This window comes from Streptomyces sp. NPDC048192, from assembly GCF_043202415.1.
GTDB lineage: Bacteria > Actinomycetota > Actinomycetes > Streptomycetales > Streptomycetaceae > Streptomyces.
Map to the genome: position 1 here is coordinate 91761 of NZ_JBIDAL010000020.1, position 22691 is coordinate 114451.

At 72.3% G+C, this 22691-nt stretch carries 23 protein-coding genes; 13 read left to right on the forward strand and 10 right to left on the reverse strand.

Annotated elements, in window-relative coordinates; genetic code table 11:
* The first annotated feature begins 2 nt into the window (after window positions 1-2).
* Both ACGFZN_RS34085 and ACGFZN_RS34090 read left to right on the forward strand, forming a co-directional pair.
* Entirely contained in the window at window positions 3-1265 is a 1263-nt protein-coding gene (locus tag ACGFZN_RS34085) for a VWA domain-containing protein (RefSeq protein WP_393862325.1), read from the forward strand.
* Entirely contained in the window at window positions 1265-2068 is an 804-nt protein-coding gene (locus ACGFZN_RS34090; protein ID WP_393862326.1) for a hypothetical protein, read from the forward strand. Before ACGFZN_RS34085 ends, ACGFZN_RS34090 begins: the two co-directional genes overlap by 1 nt.
* Before the next feature lie 127 nt (window positions 2069-2195).
* Here the strand turns inward: ACGFZN_RS34090 and ACGFZN_RS34095 are convergent, their stop codons facing one another.
* Window positions 2196-2822, reverse strand: a complete 627-nt coding sequence (locus ACGFZN_RS34095; RefSeq protein ID WP_393862327.1) for a winged helix-turn-helix transcriptional regulator — start codon at window positions 2820-2822, stop codon at window positions 2196-2198.
* Window positions 2823-2903: 81 nt separating this feature from the next.
* Between ACGFZN_RS34095 and ACGFZN_RS34100 the strand changes: the two genes are divergently transcribed.
* The 6 genes from ACGFZN_RS34100 to ACGFZN_RS34125 all read left to right on the forward strand — a co-directional run bounded on the left by ACGFZN_RS34100 (window position 2904) and on the right by ACGFZN_RS34125 (window position 9569).
* Window positions 2904-4112 (forward strand): pyridoxal phosphate-dependent aminotransferase, encoded by a 1209-nt coding sequence (locus ACGFZN_RS34100; RefSeq protein WP_393862328.1) that lies wholly within the window; start codon window positions 2904-2906, stop codon window positions 4110-4112.
* A 284-nt stretch (window positions 4113-4396) separates the two neighbouring features.
* Window positions 4397-6034, forward strand: a complete 1638-nt coding sequence (locus tag ACGFZN_RS34105; protein ID WP_393862329.1) for a trypsin-like serine peptidase — start codon at window positions 4397-4399, stop codon at window positions 6032-6034.
* A gap of 90 nt (window positions 6035-6124) precedes the next feature.
* Entirely contained in the window at window positions 6125-7285 is a 1161-nt protein-coding gene (locus ACGFZN_RS34110) for a serine hydrolase domain-containing protein (protein ID WP_393862330.1), read from the forward strand.
* Between the two features lie 36 nt (window positions 7286-7321).
* Window positions 7322-7924 carry a histidine phosphatase family protein gene (locus ACGFZN_RS34115; RefSeq protein WP_393862331.1) on the forward strand — a complete coding sequence of 201 codons (603 nt, stop codon included), beginning with the start codon at window positions 7322-7324 and terminating at the stop codon, window positions 7922-7924.
* Between the two features lie 543 nt (window positions 7925-8467).
* Window positions 8468-9094, forward strand: coding sequence for a hypothetical protein (locus ACGFZN_RS34120; RefSeq protein ID WP_393862332.1), 627 nt, complete (start codon window positions 8468-8470; stop codon window positions 9092-9094).
* 52 nt (window positions 9095-9146) lie between these two features.
* On the forward strand, window positions 9147-9569 hold the full coding sequence (locus tag ACGFZN_RS34125; protein WP_393862333.1) for an acyl-CoA thioesterase: 423 nt from the start codon (window positions 9147-9149) through the stop codon (window positions 9567-9569).
* Window positions 9570-9634: 65 nt separating this feature from the next.
* Here the strand turns inward: ACGFZN_RS34125 and ACGFZN_RS34130 are convergent, their stop codons facing one another.
* The 9 genes from ACGFZN_RS34130 to ACGFZN_RS34170 all read right to left on the reverse strand — a co-directional run bounded on the left by ACGFZN_RS34130 (window position 9635) and on the right by ACGFZN_RS34170 (window position 17650).
* On the reverse strand, window positions 9635-10261 hold the full coding sequence (locus ACGFZN_RS34130) for a TMEM175 family protein (RefSeq protein WP_393862334.1): 627 nt from the start codon (window positions 10259-10261) through the stop codon (window positions 9635-9637).
* 83 nt (window positions 10262-10344) lie between these two features.
* Window positions 10345-11712, reverse strand: coding sequence for a nucleobase:cation symporter-2 family protein (locus tag ACGFZN_RS34135; RefSeq protein ID WP_393862335.1), 1368 nt, complete (start codon window positions 11710-11712; stop codon window positions 10345-10347).
* 266 nt (window positions 11713-11978) lie between these two features.
* On the reverse strand, window positions 11979-13364 hold the full coding sequence (locus tag ACGFZN_RS34140; RefSeq protein WP_393862336.1) for an 8-oxoguanine deaminase: 1386 nt from the start codon (window positions 13362-13364) through the stop codon (window positions 11979-11981).
* Between the two features lie 136 nt (window positions 13365-13500).
* The gene (locus tag ACGFZN_RS34145; protein WP_393862337.1) at window positions 13501-14913 is read right to left on the reverse strand and encodes a nucleobase:cation symporter-2 family protein; all 1413 of its coding nucleotides are present in this window, start codon (window positions 14911-14913) and stop codon (window positions 13501-13503) included.
* A 59-nt stretch (window positions 14914-14972) separates the two neighbouring features.
* Window positions 14973-15908 (reverse strand): factor-independent urate hydroxylase, encoded by a 936-nt coding sequence (pucL, locus tag ACGFZN_RS34150; protein WP_393862338.1) that lies wholly within the window; start codon window positions 15906-15908, stop codon window positions 14973-14975.
* A gap of 8 nt (window positions 15909-15916) precedes the next feature.
* Window positions 15917-16318: a hydroxyisourate hydrolase gene (gene uraH, locus ACGFZN_RS34155; RefSeq protein WP_393862339.1), complete on the reverse strand. Its 402-nt coding sequence runs from the start codon at window positions 16316-16318 to the stop codon at window positions 15917-15919.
* An 8-nt stretch (window positions 16319-16326) separates the two neighbouring features.
* Entirely contained in the window at window positions 16327-16836 is a 510-nt protein-coding gene (gene uraD / locus ACGFZN_RS34160) for a 2-oxo-4-hydroxy-4-carboxy-5-ureidoimidazoline decarboxylase (RefSeq protein ID WP_393862340.1), read from the reverse strand.
* A 200-nt stretch (window positions 16837-17036) separates the two neighbouring features.
* A complete protein-coding gene (locus ACGFZN_RS34165) occupies window positions 17037-17405 on the reverse strand; it encodes a helix-turn-helix domain-containing protein (protein ID WP_393862341.1) in 369 nt (122 codons plus the stop codon).
* Window positions 17402-17650, reverse strand: a complete 249-nt coding sequence (locus ACGFZN_RS34170) for a hypothetical protein (protein ID WP_201813992.1) — start codon at window positions 17648-17650, stop codon at window positions 17402-17404. The genes ACGFZN_RS34165 and ACGFZN_RS34170 overlap by 4 nt, the downstream gene beginning before the upstream one ends.
* 154 nt (window positions 17651-17804) lie before the next feature.
* Between ACGFZN_RS34170 and ACGFZN_RS34175 the strand changes: the two genes are divergently transcribed.
* The 5 genes from ACGFZN_RS34175 (at window position 17805) to ACGFZN_RS34195 (ending at window position 22597) form a co-directional block, all read left to right on the forward strand.
* The gene (locus tag ACGFZN_RS34175; protein ID WP_393862342.1) at window positions 17805-18644 is read left to right on the forward strand and encodes a TIM barrel protein; all 840 of its coding nucleotides are present in this window, start codon (window positions 17805-17807) and stop codon (window positions 18642-18644) included.
* Between the two features lie 67 nt (window positions 18645-18711).
* On the forward strand, window positions 18712-19602 hold the full coding sequence (locus tag ACGFZN_RS34180) for a 2-hydroxy-3-oxopropionate reductase (RefSeq protein WP_393862343.1): 891 nt from the start codon (window positions 18712-18714) through the stop codon (window positions 19600-19602).
* A gap of 202 nt (window positions 19603-19804) precedes the next feature.
* Window positions 19805-21268 (forward strand): catalase, encoded by a 1464-nt coding sequence (locus tag ACGFZN_RS34185; protein ID WP_393862344.1) that lies wholly within the window; start codon window positions 19805-19807, stop codon window positions 21266-21268.
* 433 nt (window positions 21269-21701) lie between these two features.
* Entirely contained in the window at window positions 21702-22244 is a 543-nt protein-coding gene (locus tag ACGFZN_RS34190; RefSeq protein ID WP_393862345.1) for an MOSC domain-containing protein, read from the forward strand.
* Window positions 22245-22366: 122 nt separating this feature from the next.
* A complete protein-coding gene (locus ACGFZN_RS34195) occupies window positions 22367-22597 on the forward strand; it encodes a hypothetical protein (protein ID WP_393862346.1) in 231 nt (76 codons plus the stop codon).
* Window positions 22598-22691 lie beyond the last annotated feature (94 nt).

Here is a 22691-nt window from a genome sequence, read left to right on the forward strand (position 1 = left end):
CGATGATCACAAGACAACGGCTGGCGGCGGGCGTCTGTGCTCTGCTCGCCGCCCTGGCGGCCGGGATCGCCTTCCCCGGCGGGGCCGTCGCCGACGAGACGCGGGCGGCCGCCCCCAAGGTCGAACTCGTGCTGGACGTCAGCGGTTCGATGAGGACGCGGGACATCGACGGCGGCTCGCGGATGGCCGCCGCCAAGCAGGCGTTCGACGAGGTGCTGGACGCCACCCCGCAGGAGGTGCAGCTCGGCATCCGCACCCTGGGCGCCGACTACCGTGGCGACGACCGCAAGGAGGGCTGCAAGGACACCGCGCAGCTCTACCCGGTCGGCCCGCTGAACCGGACCGACGCGAAGACGGCGGTCGCCACGCTCCAGCCGACCGGCTGGACGCCGATCGGGCCCGCGCTGCTGAAGGCGGCGGACGACCTCAACGGCGGTGACGGCACCCGCCGCATCGTCCTGATCAGCGACGGCGAGGACACCTGCCAGCCGCTCGACCCGTGCGAGGTGGCCCGCGAGATAGCGGCCAAGGGCATCGGCCTGACCATCGACACCCTCGGCCTGGTGCCGGACGCCAAGACCCGCGACCAGCTCAGCTGCATCGCGGACGCCACCGGCGGCACCTACACCGACGTACGGCACAAGGAGCAACTGTCCGGCCGGGTCGGACAGTTGGTGGACCGGGCGGCCGATCCGGTGGTGACGCCTGTGGCCACGCAGGGCGCCGCGCAGTGCGCGACGGCGCCGACGCTGAAGTCCGGGCTCTACACGGACCGCGCGGAGTTCGGGCAGCAGCGCTGGTACAAGGTCGACGTCGACCCCGGCAAGGAGCTGCGCGCCTCGGTGAGCGTGGCCGACGACCGTGCCGTGAACCCCGACTACGGGGTGCTGCTGCGGGCGGTGACCGTGCACGGGCGGGAGATCGTGCGCGGCGAGGCCGCAGGCACGGGCCGGACGGACGCCGTCTCCACGGGACTTCGCTATCCGAAGCCCGCGAGCGACGACGACACGGCGACGGCGGAGACGGTGTGCCTGGAGGTCGCCCACTCCTTCTCGGCCGCGCCGGGCGTGAAGACGACGCCGGGTCTGCCGCTGGAGCTGACGGTCGACGTCGTGGACGGGCCGTCCGGCCACCACGACGTGGCCTCCTTCGGCCTCGGACGCGGCTGGTGGCTGCTGGGGGCGCTGGTGCTGGCCGGCTTCCTCGCGGGTCTGGTGTGGGGCTGGCTGTCTCGCTGGCGGGTCGCGGTCTGGAGGACGAACTGATGCGGATCACACGGCTGTTGGGTGCCGCGCTGCTGGCACTGGGGATCGCGGCCGGACCGGCCGCGGCCGACTCCCCCAGCCCGTCCCCGAGCGCCTCCGGCGACGGCGGTGCGCCCACCCAGGCGGGCACCTCCTTCCGTACGGCGACGGAGATCCGGCAGGGGCAGCAGGCCACCGCGTCAGGCTCCACCGGCGACTACCTCTACTGGTCGTTCCCGGCGGACACCGGGCAGCGCCCCACCGTGAAGGCGACGGTGAGACTGCCCGCCGCGCACGGGGCCGAGACCTGGCAGATCGATGTGTACGACGGGCTGCGGCGCCGCCAGGCCTGCCAGTACGGGGCGGCGAGCCGTACGGCGCAGCCGGGGGCGTCCTCCGTGGACCTGGCCTGTGTGCTGCGGACCGTGCGCGGCTGGTCGGAGCCGTGGGCCGACGACCCGCTGCCGGGCACGTACTACATCCGGCTGACCGCGGTGGACCTCGGCGCCGCCGACCTCGGCAAGCCGGTGAGCGCCGACGTCCGCGCCGACTCCAAGGACATCGGGGGCGCGGCGGCGGTGGACGGCTCGCTGGGCAAGCCGCTGGTTCCCGGAATCGCCGTCAACTCCGAGGCGACTGACGGCGGTTCCAAGACGGCCGTGCTGTCGAGCTTCGGCTCCGACGACGGCTGGTCCTCCGGCTGGTGGACCGACCGATGGGTGTGGACCGCGATCGGCGGCGTCCTCGCGGCTCTCGCCGGCATCGGCGGCTACGCGCTGACGCGGGGATCGGGACGGCCGTCCCGCATACCACCCGGCGCGTGACCCGCCTGAAGGCCCGCCTCCCCGAGGCGGGCCTTCTTGCTTGCGGGGCCTCTCGCCAGCCATCTGTGCTTGTGATGCCCCGTACTTACTTGCGAGTCCTCTGCGACCGCGCGGGCTTCGGCGGGTGTCAGGCCTCGCGCAGCGCCTTGGCCACGGCGCCGTCCCCCGTCACCGTCACCCGGCCGTCCCGCACCGCGTCGGTCAGGTCCAGCTCGCCCCGGGCGACCGCCTCGCACGTGACCGCGTCCAGGGTGAGGCGGGCGTCGGGCTCGGCCGGCGCGGGTCCGTCGCCGTACACCGGGCCCTCCTCGGCGCCGACGCGCAGATGGAAGTCCCCCTCCTCCAGCCGGACTTCGACCAGCCCCTCGCCCTTGAGTCCCCGCAGCAGCGGCAGGGCGAACCAGTGCGCGCGGACCGCGTCCGTCGGGCGCCGCTCCCCCAGCTCTGCCTCGCCCCACCGGCCGAGGGCCTGGAGCACCGGCAGCAACGCGCGCCCCCGGCCGGTGAGTTCGTACACGGAGGCCGCGCCGGGCGGGGGCAGCCGGCGGCGGGTGGCCAGGCCGTCGCGCTCCATGTCCTTCAGCCGGGAGGCGAGTACGTCCGTGCTCACGCCGGGCAGGTCCGCGTGCAGGTCCGTGTAGCGGCGGGGGCCGGCCAGCAACTCCCGGACGATCAGCAGAGTCCAACGGTCGCCGACGAGGTCGAGGGCGCGGGCGGCGGAGCAGTACTGGTCGTAGCTTCGGCGAGGTGACATGCGACGCAGTCTAGACAATGCGTTGGACTTTCCAAGCGCGTACTTGGTAAAACCAAGCGACACGAGTTTCCGGAGGGGCGCATGGAGTTCCGGCAGTCGAACAAGCTCAGCGAGGTCTGTTACGAGATCCGCGGCCCGGTGATCGAGCACGCCAACGCGCTGGAGGAGGCGGGCCACAGCGTGCTGCGCCTGAACACCGGCAACCCCGCGGCCTTCGGGTTCGAGGCGCCGGAGGAGATCCTCCAGGACATGATCCGCATGCTGCCGCAGGCGCACGGCTACACCGACTCGCGCGGCATCCTCTCGGCCCGCCGGGCGGTCGCCCAGCGCTACCAGACCCTGGGCCTGGACGTCGGCGTGGACGACGTCTTCCTCGGCAACGGCGTCTCCGAGCTGGTCTCCATGGCCGTCACCGCCCTGGTCGAGGACGGCGACGAAATCCTCATCCCAGCCCCGGACTTCCCGCTGTGGACGGCCGCCACCACCCTCGCCGGCGGCAAGGCCGTCCACTACCTGTGCGACGAACAGGCCGACTGGAACCCCGACCTGGCCGACATGGCGTCGAAGATCACGGACCGGACGAAGGCCGTGGTCATCATCAACCCCAACAACCCGACGGGCGCCGTCTACCCGAAGGAGGTCGTGGAGGGCATCCTCGACCTGGCCCGCCGGCACGGCCTGATGGTGTTCGCCGACGAGATCTACGACCAGATCCTCTACGACGACGCCGTGCACCACTCGGCCGCCGCCCTCGCCCCCGACCTGGTCGTCCTCACCTTCTGCGGCCTGTCGAAGACCTACCGGGTGGCGGGCTTCCGCTCCGGGTGGCTGGTGGTCACCGGCCCCAGGCAGCACGCGAAGGACTATCTGGAGGGCCTGACCATGCTGGCCTCCATGCGCCTGTGTGCCAACGCGCCCGCCCAGTACGCCATCCAGGCCGCGCTCGGCGGCCGCCAGTCCGTCCGCGAACTCACCCGCCCCGGCGGCCGGCTGTACGAGCAGCGCAACGTGGCCTGGGAGAAGCTGAACGAGATCCCCGGCGTGTCCTGCGTGAAGCCCAAGGGCGCCCTGTACGCGTTCCCGCGCCTGGACCCCCAGGTGCACCGGATCCAGGACGACGAGAAGTTCGTGCTGGACCTCCTGCTCCGCGAGAAGATCCAGGTGGTGCAGGGCACCGGCTTCAACTGGCCCTCCCCCGACCACTTCCGCATCCTCACCCTCCCGCACGCGGAGGACCTGGAGGCGGCGATCGGCCGCATCGGGCGGTTCCTCGGCGGATACCGGCAGTGACGTCCGGCCGGGGTGCGCGGATCCCGGCCTGCCGCGACCCCGGTGAGCACCCCGGCGGCGCCTGTGCGAGGATCGCCCCTCATGATCAGGGACCGGACCAGGGGGAACGGGTGTTGCTGTCGTACCGAATACGTGGGACCGCCGTGGCCGTGGCCATGGTGTGCGGGGCGGCTGCCGGGCTCGCGGTGCCGGGCGGGCGGGCGACGGCGTCCCCGTCGCCTGGACCGGGGCCGGCCGCGGGACGGCAGGCCCGGGAGGCAGCGCGGTTCTGGACCGCGCGGAGAATGGCGCAGGCCGGGCCGCTGGACGGCATGCGGGCCGCGCCGGGCGGGAGCGGGCCGGGGGTCGCGGGGTCCGGGCGGCCGCAGGGCACCCTGTTCAACGGGACGCCGCTGGTGGGGACGTTCTTCGGGTCCGACGGGCCGAGCGGCACCACCTGGCACTGCACGGGCAGCGTCATCGACACCGCCGTACGCGACGTCGTCCTCACCGCCGCCCACTGCGCGCTGAACATGAAGGGCGACTACGTCTTCGTCCCGCAGTTCGCGCGGGGCGCGGGGCCCGACCAGCAGCCGTACGGCATCTTCCCCGTCCAGCACGTCTACACCGACCCGCGCTACACGCCCGACCAGGGCGCGTCGACCACCAAGGGACCCTCGTCCGACCTGGACACGGCGTTCGCCCGGGTCGCGCCCAACCAGAGCGGGCAGAGCCTCCAGGACGCGGTGGGCGGCGGCCTGACCTTCACCCGGCCCGGCGCCTACGCGCAGAGCGTCACCGTCGTCGGCTACCCCTCCTACGCGCACAACAGCGCCGGACAGGCCGTCAAGTGCACCGTGCCGACCGCGCAGTTGCCCGGCTACCGGCAGATGTCCATGACCTGCGGCGGCTACTACGGCGGCACGTCCGGCAGCCCCTGGATCACCGACTACCAGGACGGCGCCCGCACCGGGCACGTCATAGGGAACCTCGGCGGCTACAACGGCGGCGGCAACGACGCGAACGTCGACTACATCAGCTACGCCCCCGCGTTCGGCGCCGACGCCGCGAACCTGCTCGCGGACGCGGTGGCCGGGCAGGACCCGCCCACCGGCCTGCCGCCTTACCAGGGGCTGCAGTTGCCCGGCGGCGCGCGCCGCTGGAAGAACGCCGCGCTGATGGCCTGCGCCGACTACACCGGGGACGGCCTCGACGACCTGCTCGTCGTCTGGTCGGACGGCGGGGTCACCCTGCACCCCGGGGACGGGCGGGGCGGGTTCGGGGCCGAGCAGCGGCTGCTGAAGGCCAACTCCACCTGGACACACGCCCGCAGCGTGGCCGGCGGCACCTTCGGCGGCGGCCGGCCCGGCCTGCTGGTGCGCTGGTCCGACGGCGAGGTCACCCTCTACCCGGCCCCCGGCCCCTCCGGGGTGGGCCGGGAGGTGCAGATGGCGAAGCCGGGCTCCGACTGGAAGAACGTCGTCCAGCTCACCGCCGGGCAGTTCCACGGGGCCAGGGGCACGACCGACCTGCTCGCGCGCCGCACCGACGGCGGCCTGGTGCTCTACACACAGATCCGCTCCGGCTCCTTCGGCACCGGCAGGCGGCTCCTCGGGCCGAACGGCACCTGGACCAAGGCCGCGCTGCTCAGCGGCGGCGCCCTCAAGGGCACGGCCGGCGCGGACCTGCTCGTGCGCTGGGCCGACGGCTCGCTCGACACCCGCACCGGCGTCTCGGCCTCCGGGCCCGGCACCCGGTCGCAGCTGCGCGGCCCGAACGGCACCTGGCAGCACGCCCAGGTCATGACCACCGGCGACCTCACCGCCGACCACGTCCGCAACGACCTGGTGGTGCGCTGGTCCGACGGCGAGACCTCGCTGTACGCCGACACCGGCGCCAAGGCCCTCGGCACCGAGAACACCCTGGTCCCGCCGGGCACCTGAGCGGCGGCACGGCTCACGGGAATGCCCGGCCGTACCAGCGTGTTGACGATCCCCGTTGCCGGCGAACGGACGGACAGGGGGGAACGGCACATGACGATCGACGTGCACGGGACGGTGGCGGACGGATTCGAGGGCGTGCGCGAGGAGTTCGCGGCCGTGCTCGCCGGGGAGCGGGACGATCCGGGCGCCCAGCTGGTGGTGTACCGGCACGGGCGGCGCGTGGTGGACCTGTGCGGCGGCGACGGTATCGACGGGGACTCGCTGACGACCCTGTACTCCATCGCCAAGGGCGCCGCCCATCTCGTCGTCGCGCTGCTGGTGCAGGACGGGGTGCTCGACCTCGACCGCGAAGTAGCCTCCTACTGGCCGGAGTTCGGCACCCACGGCAAGGACCGGCTGACGCTGGGCGAGCTGCTGGAGCACCGGGCGGGTCTGGTCGGTGACGCGGAACAGGCCTTCACGATCGAGGAGCTGGCCGACGACCGGCTGATCGCGGCCCGGCTGGCGGGACGCGCGCCGCTGTGGGAGCCGGGGACCGCCTGGGGCTACCACGCCTTCGTCATCGGCGCCCTCACCGGCGAGGTGGTGCGGCGGGTGACCGGCCGGTCGATCCAGGAGCTGTACGAGGAGCGGATCCGGGCGCCGTACGGCCTCGACTACTACCTGGGTCTGCCGAAGGAGGCGGAGCCGCGCTGGGTGGACGTGCAGCCGCTGGTGCCGACCCCGGAGGAGGCCGCGCTGCTGAAGGAACGGGCGGCGGCTCCGGACAGCATCCGGGGCATCGCGTTCGGCGCGCACGGACCCGAGCCGATCGACATGGTGGCCTTCGGCAACCACCCCCGGGTGAAGGCGCTCGGGCCGACGTCCTCGGGCGGCGTCGGCAACGCGCGCGGGGTCGCCGGGATGTTCGCGGCCGCCATCAGCACCGTCGACGGCAGGCCGCCGCTGCTCACCCCCGAGACCGCGGCCCTGTTCGCCGAGCTGCGCACCCCGGGCGGGCCCGACCTGGTCGTCGGCAGCGAGAACCACTTCGCGCGCGGCTTCGAGCACACCCCGGGGCTCTACCCGTTCCTGGACGCCGGGACCTTCGGGCACAGCGGCGCGACCGGCTCGCTCGGCTTCGCCGACCCGGCGCACGGCATCGCCTACGCCTACACCCGGCGCCGGTTCTCCTTCCCCTCCGGGGTGGGCGCCGCCCTGGAGAACGGCCGTCTGGCCGAGTCCGTCCTGCAGGCGGCCGGTGCCCTGTGACACGGTACTGACGACACGAGCGGGAAGGACGCGGACGTGGGCGACCTCTTTCTCGTCCGGCACGGTGAGACCGAGTGGTCGCGGTCCGGGCGGCACACGGGGCGGACCGACGTGCCCCTCACCGAGCACGGGCGGGAGCAGGCGCGCCGGCTCGCGCCGCTGATCCGCTCCCACCGCATCGGCGCCGCGTTCGTCAGTCCCCTGCAGCGGGCCCGGGAGACCGCCGGACTCCTCGGCCTCCCGGACGCCCTGGTCGACGCCGACCTGCAGGAATGGGACTACGGCGGGTACGAGGGCGTGACCACCGCGGAGATCCAGCGGAGCCGGCCCGGCTGGTTCCTGTTCACGGACGGGGTCGCGCCGGGCCCGCCGGACCGTCCGGGCGAGACCCCGGAGCAGGTCGGCGAGCGCGCCGACCGGATGCTGGCCAAGGCCGACGCCGCCCTCGAGGGCACGGACGGCGCCGTCGTCCTCGTCGCCCACGGCCACTTCCTGCGCGTCCTCACCGCCCGCCGCCTCGGCCTGCCGGCCCGGCACGGCGCCCTGTTCCTGCTGGGCACGGGGGCACTGGGCCGGCTCGGCACCGAGCACGGGCGACCGGTGGTGGCGGGCTGGAACATCCGGCCACGGGAGGGATGAGGGCGGCAGCGGCAGCAAGGGACGCCGACCACGGAAGCAACGAGACCGGCAGCGGCAGCAGGGCACGCCGACCACGGAAGCAACGAGACCGGCAGCGGCAGCAGGGCACGCCGACCGCGGAAGCAACCAGACCGGCAGCGGCAGCAGGGACGCCCGCTGCGGAAGCAACGAGACCGGCAGCGGCAGCAAGGGACGCCGACCGCGGGAGGGATGAGGGCGGCAGCGGCAGCAGGGACGCCGACCGCGGAAGGAACGAGACCGGCAGCGGCAGCAGGAGACGCCAGCCGCGCACGAAACGAGACCGGCAGCGGCAGCAGGGACGCCCGCTGCGGAAGCAACCAGACCGGCAGCGGCAGCAGGGACGCCCGCTGCGGAAGCAACCAGACCGGCAGCGGCAGCAAGGGACGCCGACCGCGGAAGCAACGAGACCGGCAGCGGGCGGTCGTCTCCGGCCGTCTTCGTTGTCAGAGCCGCGCCGTACTCTGCGGAGGGGCCGTCCGACGGGCTGCCCGTGGCAGGGCACGGGAGGGGAAGGGGTGCGCCGTGAGCCGACCGCCGACCGCCGCGCAGCGGCGGCTGATCGAGGCCGCCGATCCGGTGACCGGGCGGCTGCGCGGCACGCCGGCGCAGCTGGCGACGCTGGTGAAGCGGGGCCTGGCCTTCCGGCATCCGAGGCCGCCGCACGACCACTTCCTGACGCCGGCGGGCCACCGGATACGCGAGGCGGCGCCCTCGGAGCCGACGGCCGGGGAGAGCGCGTCGGACGCGGGAGTGTTCGCGGCGCGGGCCGGAGGCGAGGAGGAGCCGCCCGGGGACGGTGCGGCGCGGCTGCGCGAGGTGCGCGGCGCCTGGCAGGGGCTGCTGGAGCTGCGCCGGATGACCAACCCGGACGGCGCGGCGGACCGGCCCTGCGGCTGGGAGCGCACGCATCTCGTGCGGGCCGCCGCGCTGGCCCTGGAGGCGGCCGGGCACCGTCCCGCGAGCGGGGACGCCGACGGCTACCGGGTGCGGGCCACCGCGCAGCCGGAGGCGGTCGCGGTGTACGCGCCGGACGCGGAGAGCCTGGCGGCCTGCGCGGCCACGCTGGAGCGGGCGGGCTGGCAGCCCGGCGAGTACACCGAGCCGCGCACGCGGGTGCGCTATCTGCTGGCCTCGCCGCGGCGGGTCTGAGCGGCGTGCCAGGATCGACCGACCGGAGAATCGAACGCGAGAAGGGCTAGCAGTGGCCGAACCGTTTTCCGTCCGGGTGACCGTACGGGGCTACGAGACCGACACCCAGGGGCACCTCAACCAGTCCGTGTACCTCAACTACGCGGAGCACGCCCGCTGGTCGCTGCTCCAGGCGGCCGGGATCAGCCAGGCCCGGCTGGTGGGCCGGGGCGTGGGTCCGGTGGCGCTGGAGACCACGCTCCGCTTCCGGCGCGAACTGCTCGCCGGTGACGAGGTCGACGTGACCTGCGCGTTCGAGTGGGGCGGCGGCAAGACGTTCCGGATCGTGCAGGAGATACGCAAAACCGACGGCACCCTGGCGGCCGAGGTCGACGCGGTCGGCGGCCTGATGGACCTGAAGGAGCGCCGGCTGGTCGCCGATCCCCGGGAGGTCTTCAAGGAGCTGACGACGGACCTCACCCTGTTCGGCCTGTAGCCGGCGGCGGCCTGCCCGCCGGGCGGCTCGGACCGGTGCCCGGCGCCATGGCCGCGCGCTCCGCCTCAGGGCGTGGCCGGGTCCCGGCGCAGCGGCACCGGCACCTGGTTGAAGCCGTAGTAGAGGGCGAGCAGGCCGTGCGCGGCCAGCGTGAGAGGCGCGGAGACGAAGGCGAGGCCCACCGTGAGGGGATAGCCGAGGGAGCCGAGGGCGAACCGGGCGCGGGTGGCGCGGGCGGCGGCGGTGTCGACGCGTTCGTCGAAGAGGTGGCCGGTTCGGGTCAGGTGCCACCACAGGGCCTGGAAGGTGAGCGCCATGGCGACCATGACCAGGCTGTAGACCGCGGCCGCCGCGTGCGAGGCGGCGTCCTCGCACAGGTACGCGGCGAGCATGGCGGTCGGCCAGGGCACCACGGCCACGACCATCAGCACCAGCAGGTTCAGGAACATCAGCGGCCGGTCGACCCGGGTGACGTAGCTGAACAGCTGGTGGTGGTTGACCCACATGATGCCGATCACCAGGAAGCTCACCCCGTAGGCGGCGTACGACGGCCACTGCTCGCCGATCGCGTGCCACAGGCCGCCGTGGTCCCCCGTGCCGGGCACCTTGATGTCCAGCACGAGCAGGGTGATGGCGATGGCGAACACCCCGTCGCTGAAGGCCTCGACGCGGCCGGACTCGTTCATGGGCATGCGCCAAGACTGCCGTACGCGCGGGCGCGGGGCACGGTGATCGCCGTGGATCGCCGTGCCCCGCGCGGGAGTTCGGGCTGCCGTCAGTGGGCTGCCGTCAGTTCCTGCCCCGACTCCATCGGGTGTGTGACGTCCTCCGCCTCCTTGCCCCTGCCGATGTGGTTGAAGACCAGGTTGAGCAGGACGGCGGTGACGCAGCCGGTGGAGATGCCCGAGTCCAGGACGATCTTCGCGGTCTCGGGGAAGGCGTGGTAGAAGTCCGGCGCGGTGATCGGCACGATGCCGACCGCGAGGGACACGGCCACGATCAGGACGTTGTTGTCCTTCTCCAGTCCGGCCCGCACCAGGGTCTGGATGCCGCTGGCCGCGACCGAGCCGAACAGGACGACGCCGGCGCCGCCGAGGACGGGGCGGGGGACGACCGCGATGAGCGAGGCGGCCATCGGGCACAGGCCCATCAGGACCAGGAAGCCGCCGCCGACGGCGACGACGAAGCGGCTGCGGATCCGGGTCATGGCGACCAGGCCGATGTTCTGGGCGAACGCGCTGCACATGAAGCCGTTGAACAGCGGGCTCAGCGCGGAGCCGAGGGTGTCGGCGCGCAGGCCGGCCGCGATGGTCCTCTCGTCCGCGGGGCGTTCGACGATCTCGCCGAGCGCCAGCATGTCGGCGGTGGACTCCGTCATGGAGACGACCATCACCACGCACATGGACAGGATCGCGGCGATGTGGAACGTCGGGGCGCCGAAGTGGAACGGGGCGGGGAAGCCGACGACGGCGGAGTGCGCGACGGGGCCGAAGTCGGTGACGCCGAAGGGTATCGCGACGAGCGTGCCGATGATCAGGCCGAGCAGGACCGCGATCTGCTTGACGAAGCCGCGGGTGAAGCGGCGCAGCAGCAGCACGATCACGAGGGTGATGCCGGCCAGCGTGAGGTAGGTCGTCGAGCCGTAGTCGTGCGCGGCGGGGTTCGGTCCCTGGGCCCAGCCGAAGGCGACGGGCAGCAGGGAGACGCCGATCAGGGTGATGACCGAGCCGGTGACGACGGGCGGGAAGAAGCGGATCGCCTTGCTGAAGAAGGGCGCGGCGAGGAAGCCGAGGAGACCGGCGACGATCACCGCGCCGAAGATCATCGGCAGGGCGTCGGACTTGTCCTTCGCGGAGGCGACGATCGCCGTCATGGGGGCGACGCCGGCGAAGGTCACGCCGTTCACGAAGGGCAGCCGGGCGCCGATCTTCCAGAAACCGAGGGTCTGCAGGAAGGTGGCGAGCCCGGCGGTGAACAGACAGGCTCCGGTGAGGAAGGTGAGGTCTTTGCCGGACAGGCCCACGGCCGCTCCGACGATCAGGGGCGGGGCGACCACTCCGGCGTACATGGCGGCCACGTGCTGCAGGCCGCTGGTCGCCATTTTGAGGGCGGGGAGTTTCTCGTCAACAGGATGGGCGGCCACGGCGGGTCCTCCGGGCGGTTAACACGTCGTCGTCGACGTGGGTTTCATGGAGGTGGGGCGTGTGGTCGTGCGGGACCGGGGACGGGGGTGCGCGAGCGGTTGGAGCGGTTGACCGTCCGGGGCGCGTGTGTCGTACGCGCGCCCCGGACGGCTGCCGTGGACCCCGCTCGGGTCCACGGGCCCCGGCCGGGAGCCGTCCCTCCCGGCCGGAGTCTCATCCGGTGGGCGGCCGTGAGGCGGCGCCGTCCACCGAGGTGTGCGGGGGATCAGGCCTCGGCCGTGATCCTGGCGAGGCGCCGGGCCTCCTCGCGGGTGGCGCGGGCGACGGCGTCCTCGTCGACGGTGAGCAGCCGGCCGTTCTCCACGATCTGCCGGCCGCCCACGAAGGACGCGGTGACCGGGGCCGCCGCGCCGAGGACCAGCGCGGCGACCGGGTCGGCGACGGAGGCGTGGGCCAGGGTGTCCATCCTCCACAGCACCACGTCGGCCAGCTTGCCCGGCTCCAGCGAGCCGATCTGGTCGGCCCGGCCGAGCACCCGGGCGCCGCCGTGGGTGCCGAGCCTGAGCGCCTGACGGGTCGTCAGCGCGGCTTCGCGGTGGGCCCCGAGCCGGTTGATCAGCAGGGCGTTGCGCAGCTCGGTGTGGAGTTCGCCGGACTCGTTGGAGGCGGTGCCGTCGACGCCGAGGCCGACGGGGACGCCGGCCGCCAGCAGGTCGGGGACCCGCGCGATGCCGGCCGCCAGCCGGGCGTTGGAGGACGGGCAGTGGGCGACGCCGGTCCCGGTGCGGGCGAACGCGGCGATGTCGGAGTCGTTCATGTGGACGCAGTGCGCCATCCACACGTCCTCGCCGAGCCAGCCCGTGGACTCGAAGTAGTCGGTCGGGCCCATGCCGAACTGCTCGTGGCAGAACTTCTCCTCCTCCACGGTCTCCGAGCCGTGGGTGTGCAGCCGTACGCCGAGACGTCGGGCCAGCTCGGCGCCCTCCCGCATGAGTTCGGTCGAGACGGAGAACGGGGAGCAGGGGGCCACGGCCACCTGGGTCATGGCGTCGAAGGAGGCGTCGTGGTGCTGCCTGACGGTCTCCTCGGTGGCGGCGAGCGCGCCGTCCAGCGTCTCGACGGCGAAGTCGGGCGGCAGGCCGCCGTCCTTCTCGCTGCGGTCCATGGAGCCGCGGGCCAGCGTGAAGCGGACGCCCGTCTCGGCCGCGGCCCGGATGATCGCGCCGGACAGGTCGCCGGCTCCTCGCGGGTGGACGTAGTGGTGGTCCATGGCGGTGGTGACACCGCCGCGGGCCATCATCGCGAGGGAGCCCTGCGCGGCCGTGTAGGTCATCCGCTCGTCGATGCGCGCCCAGGTCGGGTACAGCGCGACGAGCCAGTCGAACAGGTTGTGGTCGGTGGCCAGGCCCCGGGTGAGCCACTGGTAGAAGTGGTGGTGGGTGTTGACCAGGCCGGGCGTGGCCAGGTGGCCGCTCCCGTCGATCCGGCGCGTCACGTTCTCGAGGCCTTCGGGCGCCGGGCCCGCGCCGACCGACTCGATGCGGTTTCCGGCGAGGACGAGGTGGCCGCGGGCGTACTCGGTGTCGGTCGCGTCCACGGTGGCGATCGCGCAGTTCTCGATGACGATGCGCTGGGCTGCCGGTGGTGCCATGTGCTTCCTCGTCTTTCGGGGGCGGTCCGGGTGCGGGCGTGGGCCGCGGACCTCGGTGGCGGTCCGGGGCGGGGCGTGGTCCGCGGAGCTCGGTGGCGTCGGTGGGCTGGGGTCCGCGGTGCGGGGTGGCGGGGCCCTAGGAGGATTCGAGGGCCGGAGCCGGGCTGCCGCGCCGGGCGCCGAGATGGTGGAAGAACAGGTTGAGCAGGACGGCGACGAGCGCTCCGGCGCTGATGCCGGAGCCGAGCACGGTCTGCGCCCAGGCCGGGAAGCCGGCGTAGAAGGTGGGGGCGGCCAGCGGGATGATGCCGGCGCCGAGGGCCACGGCGACCAGGATGATGTTGGAGCTGTCGTCCAGGCCCGCCTCGGACAGCGTGCGGATGCCGCTGACGGCGATGGAGCCGAACAGGACGATGCCCGCGCCGCCGAGGACCGGCATGGGGACCAGGGAGACCACCGCGCCGAGGACCGGGAAGGCGCCGAGGACGAGCAGGGCGCCTCCGGCGAGGGCGACGACGTAGCGGCTGCGTACCCGGGTGAGGGAGACGACGCCTACGTTCTGGGCGAAGGCGGAGGTGGGGAAGCCGCCGAAGACGGGGCCGAGCAGGGTGGCGATGCCGTCGGTGCGCAGGCCTCGGGTGATGGTGCGCGCGTCGGTGCGGCGGTCGCAGATCTCGCCGAGGGCGAGCATGCCGGCGCTGGACTCGGTCATCAGGACCAGCATCACGATGCACAGCGACAGGATCGCCGCGGGCTGGAAGGCGGGCGGGCCGAAGGCGAAGGGCGCGGGCAGCGCCGCGACGGGCGCGGACTTCAGGGCCGTGAAATCGGCCATGCCGAACGGTACGGCGGCCAGGGTGCCGATGAGCAGCCCGAACAGCAGGGCCACCTGCTTGACGAAGCCGCGGCCGAAGCGCTGGATCAGAAGGATCACGGCGAGGGTGAACCCGGCGAGCGCGAGGTGCTTCATGGAGCCGAAGTCGGCGGCGGTCTTGTCGCCGCCCTGGGCCCAGCCCACCGGGACCGGCATCAGCGTGACGCCGATCAGGGTGATGACGACGCCGGTGACCAGCGGCGGGAAGAAGCGCAGCAGGCGCCCGAAGAACGGCCCGACGGCGAGGCAGAAGACGCCGGCGCACATCACCGCGCCGTAGATCGCGGGGAGCTGGTGTCCTTTGCCGTTGGTCTCGGCGATCGCGAGGATGGGCGCGATGCCGGCGGAGGAGGCGGCGTTGACGAAAGGCAGCCGGTTGCCGGCGAAGCCCTTGACGCCGATGGTCTGCAGGATGGTCGCGACGCCGGCGATGAGCAGGGACGCGGCGATCAGCCGGGTGCGGGCCGCGATGTCGAGTCCGCAGGCCTGGCCGATGATGAGCGGAGGTGTTACGACGCCTGCGTACATGGCGGCGATGTGCTGGAGCGCGGCGGGGACGAGCCGCGACGGGCGGAGCTTTTCGTCCACCGGGTGCACGGACGTGACGGTGTCCTCGGTGTGCGCCGGCGGGGTGGAACAGGGGGCTTTCGCCGGCCCCTTTGCAGGCTGTGCCATGGTGTTCCCTCCGGTGTGGCGTGTCCCCGGCCGGCGGGGCCGGGGACACGCGTCCCGCGTCAGAGGTTGGTCATGTCGACCGGGATGAGCTGCTCGGCGCCGTCCCGCAGGATGGTCGCCTCGATCAGGCCGTACGGGCGGTCGGCGGCGTAGTACACGGCGCCGTCCTTGGCCTCGTTGTCGATCCCGAAGGGCGACAGGTCCGAGCGGAAGTGGTGCTTGTTCGGCATGGAGAAGCGGATCTCGTCGACCTCGTCACGCGAGTTCAGCACCCGCACGCCCATCTCGAAGAGGGTCTGCTGGAGCGAGTACGAGTAGGTCTCGGCGAACGCCTGCAGCGCGTGCTTGCGCACCCCGTTGTAGGAGCGGTCCCAGTCGGGGGCGTGGGAGTCGATGCCGTCCCAGTTGTGCCGCCACCAGGTGGAGACGGTGGTGGCGAGGATGCGGTCGTAATCCTCCTGGAGGGTGGTGTACTTGTCCTTCAGGAAGCCCCAGAACTCGGAGTTGGTCGTGTTCAGGACGGTCAGGTCCTTGAACCCGGAGAGCACCTGGATGCCGTGGCCGTCGTAGGTGATCTGCGCGACGCGGGTCTCCTGGCCCTTGCGGACGAAGGAGTGGGCGATCTCGTCGGCGCCGACGAAGCGGGCGCCGCCCTTCGAGGTCTCGATCCGCTCCCAGGCGTACTCCTCGATGCGGATGCGGGCCCGGTGGATCGGCTCGGTGTCGTCCACGAAGTGGCGGGCGAGCTTGACGCCGAAGTCCTCGGCGCTCTCGATCCCGTGCTCCTTGGCGAAGGCGAACACCGTGTTCTTGGTGGTGTCGGTCGGCAGGACGTTGGCGTTGGAACCGCTGCGGTGGACCTCCTCCATGTCGCCGGAGAGGGCGACGGAGACGTTCAGGTCCTTGATGTGGTGCGTGTCGCCGTCACGCGTGATCTTTACGACGCGGTTCTCTGCCTTGCCGTACTGGTTCTGTCCCAGGACGAATCGGGTCATGGTGTCGGTCAGCTCCCTCGGTAAACGGAGTAGCCGAACGGGTTGAGCAGCAGCGGAACGTGGTAGTGCTCGCCGGGCACCACCGCGAAGGCGATGGTGACCTCGGGGAAGAACACGGGCCGGCCGTTCTCGCTGTCCCGGAGCGCGGGGGCGTCCTGCTGGGCCGCGGCTTGTTTCTTGGCGAAGTACGTCTCGGTGTCGAAGTCGAGGCGTACGTGGGTGGTCCCCTCCGGCAGGGCCGGGAGGTCCTTGCACCGCCCGTCCGCGTCGGTGGCCGAGCCGCCGAGCGGCCGCCAGTCCGCGTCGGGCCCGGAGCGGGCCGAGAGGCGGACGGCGACGGCCTCGGCGGGCCGGCCTGCGGAGGTGTCCAGGATGTGCGTGGACACCGAGGCGGTGGTGCTGGTGCTCATGGCTGCTGTCAGTCCTCTTCGACGAGTCGTGCCAGTCGGATGCGGTTTATCTTGCCCAGCTCGGTGCGGACGATCTCCTGCTCCTGCTCCGGCGAGTTGCCAATCCGCTCCTTGACGGCGTCCCGCATCTGCTCACCGGTCCGGCCGGTGGCGCAGATCAGAAAGACATGGCCGAACTTCTCCTGGTACGCCAGGTTGAGTTCGAGCATCTCCGCCCTGAGCTCCTCGGAGGCGCCGGCCATGCCACGCTGTTCCCGCGCCGAGGTGGGATCCCCCGGCTTGGGGCGGCCGATCGGCGGGTGCCCGGCCATGGCCTCCTCGAGGTCCTCGGCGGTCAGCTCCGCCATGGCGGCGTCGCTGGCTGCGTAGAGGTCCTCGGGTCCGGCGTAGGGGCGGGCGGCGAGCAGCCGCCGGGCCCATGCCGTGGAGCTGCACGCCTCGTGGAGCGCGGCGAGTGCCGCGTCCTCCTCCAGGGCGTTGAAGCGGGCCAGGCCCGGCGGCGTGGAAGTCGAAGTCACGGGTGCCTCCGTGGCCTTGTGCTGAACGGGCTGCCGATAGCTAACGCCCTCCGAAACATCGCGTCAACAGTTTGTTGAAAATTCGGGGTAACAAATACGAGGGCCCGCGAGAGCGTTCCCGGCGGGGCCGCCGTGAACGGCGCGAGCCGCCGCCCGGTCCCCCGGACGACGGCTCGTGGCACCCCGGCCAAGGCCTGCGATCAGGCCTCTTTCTGCCGGTTGAGGTAGTTGTAGACGGTGAAGCGGCTGACGCCGAGGGCGCCGGCGACCGTCTCCACCCCGTGGCGGACCGAGAAGGCGCCGCGCGCTTCCAGTATGCGCACGATCTCCTGTTTCGCCTTGCGGTCCAGGTCGGCCAGGGGCATGCCCTTGCGGCGCTCCATCGCGGCGAGGATGTGGTCGAGGGAGTCGGCCAGCTGTGGCAGCCGTACGGCGACGACGTCCTGGCCCTGCCAGGCCAGGACCACGTCGTCGGGACGGGCCTCGTCCGGCGGCACCATCTCGCCGCCGATCGCGTCGACCAGCGGCTTCACGGCCGCGATGAAGGGCTCGTCCCCGGTGCCGGTCACTCGCCCTCCCCGATCACGTTCACCTGGAGCGAGATCCGGGTGGCTCCCGCCGCGAGCGACTTGCGCAGCAGCGCGTCGACCGCGGTGAGCACGGCGTCGGCACCGCCCTCGGCCGTGTTGCCGAACGGCCCGACGTCTACGGCGTCCAGTTCGGCCGCCTCGACGACCTCGCGGGCGACCACGGCGTGCGGCGGCGCCTCGTCGAGGTCGAAGGGCTCGGTCGTGAACTCCACTCTCAATCGCACGCGCACAACCTAACGCCCGGCAGGCGTTTTGGGGCGTTCACCGGTTGGGCCCCTCTTGACAAGCACCGACACACGACGGCAATCTTCCATTACGCAGAAACGAACTTCCGTCATACGGAAACTCGCTCGACCACGGAAGGGAGCGCGGCCCCCGATGGGATTCGCAGACCAGCGCTTCAACGTCAACCTGTCGATCCTCTTCACGGAACTCCCGCTCCTGGAGCGTCCCGCGGCCGCCGCCGCGGCCGGCTTCACGGCGGTCGAGCTGTGGTGGCCCTGGATCGAGACCCCCACCCCCGAGCAGTCCGAGCTCGACGCCCTGAAGAAGGCGATCGAGGACGCGGGCGTGCAGCTCACGGGCCTGAACTTCTACGCCGGGCAGCTGCCCGGCCCGGACCGCGGCGCCTTGTCGGTCCCGGGCGCGGAGTCGGAGAGGTTCCGCGCCAACATCGACGTGGCGATCGCCTTCGCGCAGTCCCTGGGCTGCACGACGTTCAACGCCCTGTACGGCAACCGCGTCGACGGCGTGGACCCGGCCGAGCAGGACGCGCTCGCCCTGGAGAACCTGACGCTGGCGGCCCAGGCCGTCGGCCGGGTCGGCGGGACGATCCTGATCGAGGCCCTCAACCGGCCCGAGTCGCCGAAGTGCCCCATCGTGAGCGCGCCCAAGGCGATCGAGATCGTCGACAAGGTGAACGAGGCGACCGGCCTCGGCAACGCCAAGTTCCTCATGGACCTGTACCACCTGTCCATGAACGGCGAGGACCTGCCGTCCGTCATCGAGCAGTACGCGGCGAAGACCGGCCACGTGCAGATCGCCGACAACCCGGGCCGCGGCGCCCCCGGCACCGGCTCGCTGCCGCTCGAGGACCTCCTCGACCAGCTGCGGAAGGCCGGTTACGACGGCTGGGTCGGCCTGGAGTACAAGCCGGGCGGCAAGCCCAGCGCCGAGGCCTTCGCGTGGCTGCCCCGTGAGGCCCGCGCCGTCCGCTGAACCCCGGGCGCCGCCGGCCGGCGCCACCCCGCAGACGCAGAACAGCAGTGAGAGAGGCACCCCCGTCATGAGCAACCTTCCCAAGATCGCCTGGATCGGCCTCGGCATCATGGGCTCCCCCATGTCCGAGAACCTGATCAAGGCCGGTTACCAGGTCACCGGCTTCACCCTCGAGCGGGAGAAGCTCGACCGCCTGGCCGCCGCCGGCGGCACCGCGGCCGGCTCGATCGCCGAGGCCGTGCGCGACGCCGACGTGGTCATCACGATGGTGCCCGCCTCCCCGCAGGTCGAGGCCATCGCCTACGGCCCCGACGGCATCCTGGAGAACGCCAGGTCCGGCGCGCTGCTGATCGACATGTCCTCGATCACCCCGCAGACCTCCGTGGACCTGGCCAAGGCCGCCCAGGACAAGGGCATCCGCGTGCTGGACGCCCCGGTCTCCGGCGGCGAGGCCGGCGCCGTCGAGGCCGTACTGTCGATCATGGTCGGCGGCGAGCAGGCCGACTTCGACGAGGCCAAGCCGATCTTCGAGGCGCTCGGCAAGACCATCGTGCTGTGCGGCCCGCACGGCTCCGGCCAGACCGTGAAGGCCGCCAACCAGCTGATCGTCGCCGTGAACATCCAGGCGTGCGCCGAGGCCGTGGTGTTCCTGGAGAAGTCCGGCGTGGACCTGAAGGCCGCGCTCGACGTCCTCAACGGCGGCCTGGCCGGCTCGACCGTGCTGACGCGGAAGAAGGACAACTTCCTGAACCGCGACTTCAAGCCCGGCTTCCGCATCGACCTGCACCACAAGGACATGGGCATCGTCACCGACGCCGCCCGCAACGTCGGCGCGGCCCTGCCGGTCGGCGCCGTGGTCGCCCAGCTGGTCGCCTCGCTGCGCGCCCAGGGCGACGGCGGCCTGGACCACTCCGCCCTGCTGCGGGCCGTGGAGCGCCTCTCCGGCGCCCAGGTCTGACCCGGGCCCCCGGACTTCCGGGCGGCGCCGCCGCTGACACCTGTCCTGTCGCGCCCAGGCGGCGGCGCCGCCCGGAATCACCCCTGCAATCAGCTTCAACAAAATGTTGACGTACGGATTGCACACTTCTAGGCTCCACGAAGACTTCTAGGCTCCACAAAGCGGAAACAGTTTTCCGCTGCCACCGCACGGAAGGTCCACGATGTCGCAGCGCGTGCTCACCACCGAGTCCGGCGCCCCCGTCGCCGACAACCAGAACTCCGCCTCCGCCGGCGTCGGCGGGCCGCTCCTGATCCAGGACCAGCAGCTCCTGGAGAAGCTCGCGCGCTTCAACCGCGAGCGCATCCCGGAGCGTGTGGTGCACGCCCGCGGCTCCGGCGCCTACGGCCGCTTCGAGGTGACCGACGACGTCACCGGCTTCACCCACGCCCACTTCCTCGGCGAGATCGGCAGGCGCACCGAGGTGTTCGTGCGCTTCTCCACGGTCGCCGACTCGCTCGGCGGCGCGGACGCCGTCCGCGACCCGCGCGGCTTCGCCGTGAAGTTCTACACCGAGGAGGGCAACTACGACCTCGTCGGCAACAACACCCCGGTGTTCTTCATCAAGGACCCGATCAAGTTCCCCGACTTCATCCACTCCCAGAAGCGGGACCCGTTCACGGGCCGTCAGGAGCCGGACAACGTCTGGGACTTCTGGGCGCACTCCCCCGAGGCCACGCACCAGATCACCTGGCTGATGGGCGACCGCGGCATCCCGGCGTCGTACCGCCACATGGACGGTTTCGGCTCGCACACCTACCAGTGGACGAACGAGGCGGGCGAGGCCTTCTTCGTCAAGTACCACTTCAAGACGGACCAGGGCATCCGCTGCCTGACCAGCGAGCAGGCCGCGCAGATCGCGGGCAGCGACCCCAACTCCCACCAGACGGACCTGCTGCAGGCCATCGAGCGCGGGGTGCACCCGTCCTGGACGCTGTACGTCCAGCTCATGCCGGCGGCCGAGGCGGCGAACTACCGCTTCAACCCGTTCGACCTGACCAAGGTGTGGCCGCACCGGGACTACCCGCTCAAGCGCGTGGGCCGCCTGGTGCTCGACCGCAACCCGGACAACGTCTTCGCCGAGGTCGAGCAGGCCGCGTTCTCCCCGAACAACTTCGTCCCCGGCATCGGCCCGTCCCCGGACAAGATGCTCCAGGGCCGGCTGTTCGCCTACGCGGACGCCCACCGCTACCGCCTGGGCGTCAACCACACCCTGCTGCCGGTCAACGCGCCGAAGGCGGTCCCGGGCGGTGCCGACAACTACGGCCGCGACGGCTTCATGGCGCTCAACCCGCAGGGCCGCCACGCCAAGAACTACGAGCCGAACTCCTACGACGGCCCGGCCGAGACCGGCCGCCCGCTGTCGGCGCCGCTGCCGGTGTCCGGGTACACCGGCAACCACGCGGCCCCGCTGCACACCAAGGACGACGACTTCGTCCAGGCCGGCGAGCTGTACCGGCTGATGTCGCAGGAGGAGAGGTCCCGCCTGGTCGCGAACATCGCCGGCGGTCTGTCGCAGGTCTCCCGCAACGACGTGATCGAGAAGAACCTGGCGCACTTCCACGCCGCCGACCCCGAGTACGGCGAGCGCGTGGCGGAGGCGGTCCGCGCCCTGCGCGAGGACTGACCCGACCCGCAAGCGGCGTACGGAACCTGACGGGAGGTCACGGCTCCGCTACGCGGCCCGCGCGGTCCGCCGTACGGCCCGGATGAGGGGTGGTCGTACGGCGGCGGGCGCGGGCAGGGCGAGGACCGCGGTGGCCTGCGAGCCAGTGCGGTGGTGAAGGACCGGGCCCCCTTCTCGACCAGAGGGAAGGGGCACCCCGGCTCCGTCGCAGCCACCGCGGTCCCACCCAGCCCCCTTCGAGGAGGGGGCCACCCGCTCCGTCCGGCGGCGCGAACGACCTGTCGCGCCCAGCCTCGCGCCGTCGGACGGTCACCACGCCGAACGCTCCCTCGCCGGTTCTATCCCGCCGGCGAGGGAGCGTTCGGCGTTGCCGGGCGGTTCCCGGCTAGGATCGTGGCTGGTCATGACGACGGACAGAGGGGGGCTCCGCGGTATGAGCGGGACGGTGACGGCGGTCAGCAGCAACGGGGAGTACTCGTTCACCAAGCCGAACCGGGACAGCATCACCCTGCTCGCCGGGCTCGGCGTGGAGGGGGACGTGCACGCCGGTGTGACGGTCAAGCACCGCTCGCGCGTCGCCCAGGACCCCACCCAGCCGAACCTGCGCCAGGTCCACCTCATTCACGAAGAGCTCTTCGCCGAGGTGAACGAGGCGGGGTTCACGGTGGCGCCCGGCGAACTCGGCGAGAACATCACCACGCGCGGCATCGACCTGCTCGGTCTGCCGGCCGGCACGCTGCTGCGCATCGGCGGCTCCGCGGTCCTGGAGGTCACCGGCCTGCGCAACCCCTGCCTGCAGATCGACAACTTCCGGCACGGGCTGCTGAAGCAGGTCGTCGGCCGCGACGAGGCCGGGAACGTCGTGCGCAAGGCCGGAGTCATGAGCGTCGTCAGGCAGGGCGGCGCGGTGCGCCCCGGCGACACGATCGAGTACGAGCTTCCCGCCGGTCCGCACCGGCCCCTGGAGCGGGTCTGACCGGCATGACGGGCGCGCCGTGGCACGGGCCGCGACGCGACGGCGGCCCGCGCCCGCCTCTCACGTCCGGTCGTCGCGGACGTCGGCGTGCGCTTCGGCGTCCCGCGCCGCACGCTGAAGACATGGGCAATACGCAGTACCCGCACATCGTGGTGCACTCCCCCGCTCTCGACGGGTCGCGGCGGGTGACCGAGGGGGACGTGACGCTGGGGATCGCCTCGCATCTGGACGATGTCGTGGAGATCCTGCGGCTGGCCGATCTGGACCGCATCGAGGTGGAGGAGAGCGATCTGATCGAGTGGCAGGGCGGCGGGCCCGACGACTGGCCGGGGCTGTCGGAGTACGAGCTGTAGCGACGGGGTGTACGGCAGCGGTCGTAGGCCGGCTACGGCACCCTCAAATCAACCTCTGAAGACGGGGCCGGAGGCTTCAACCGCCCCCGACGTA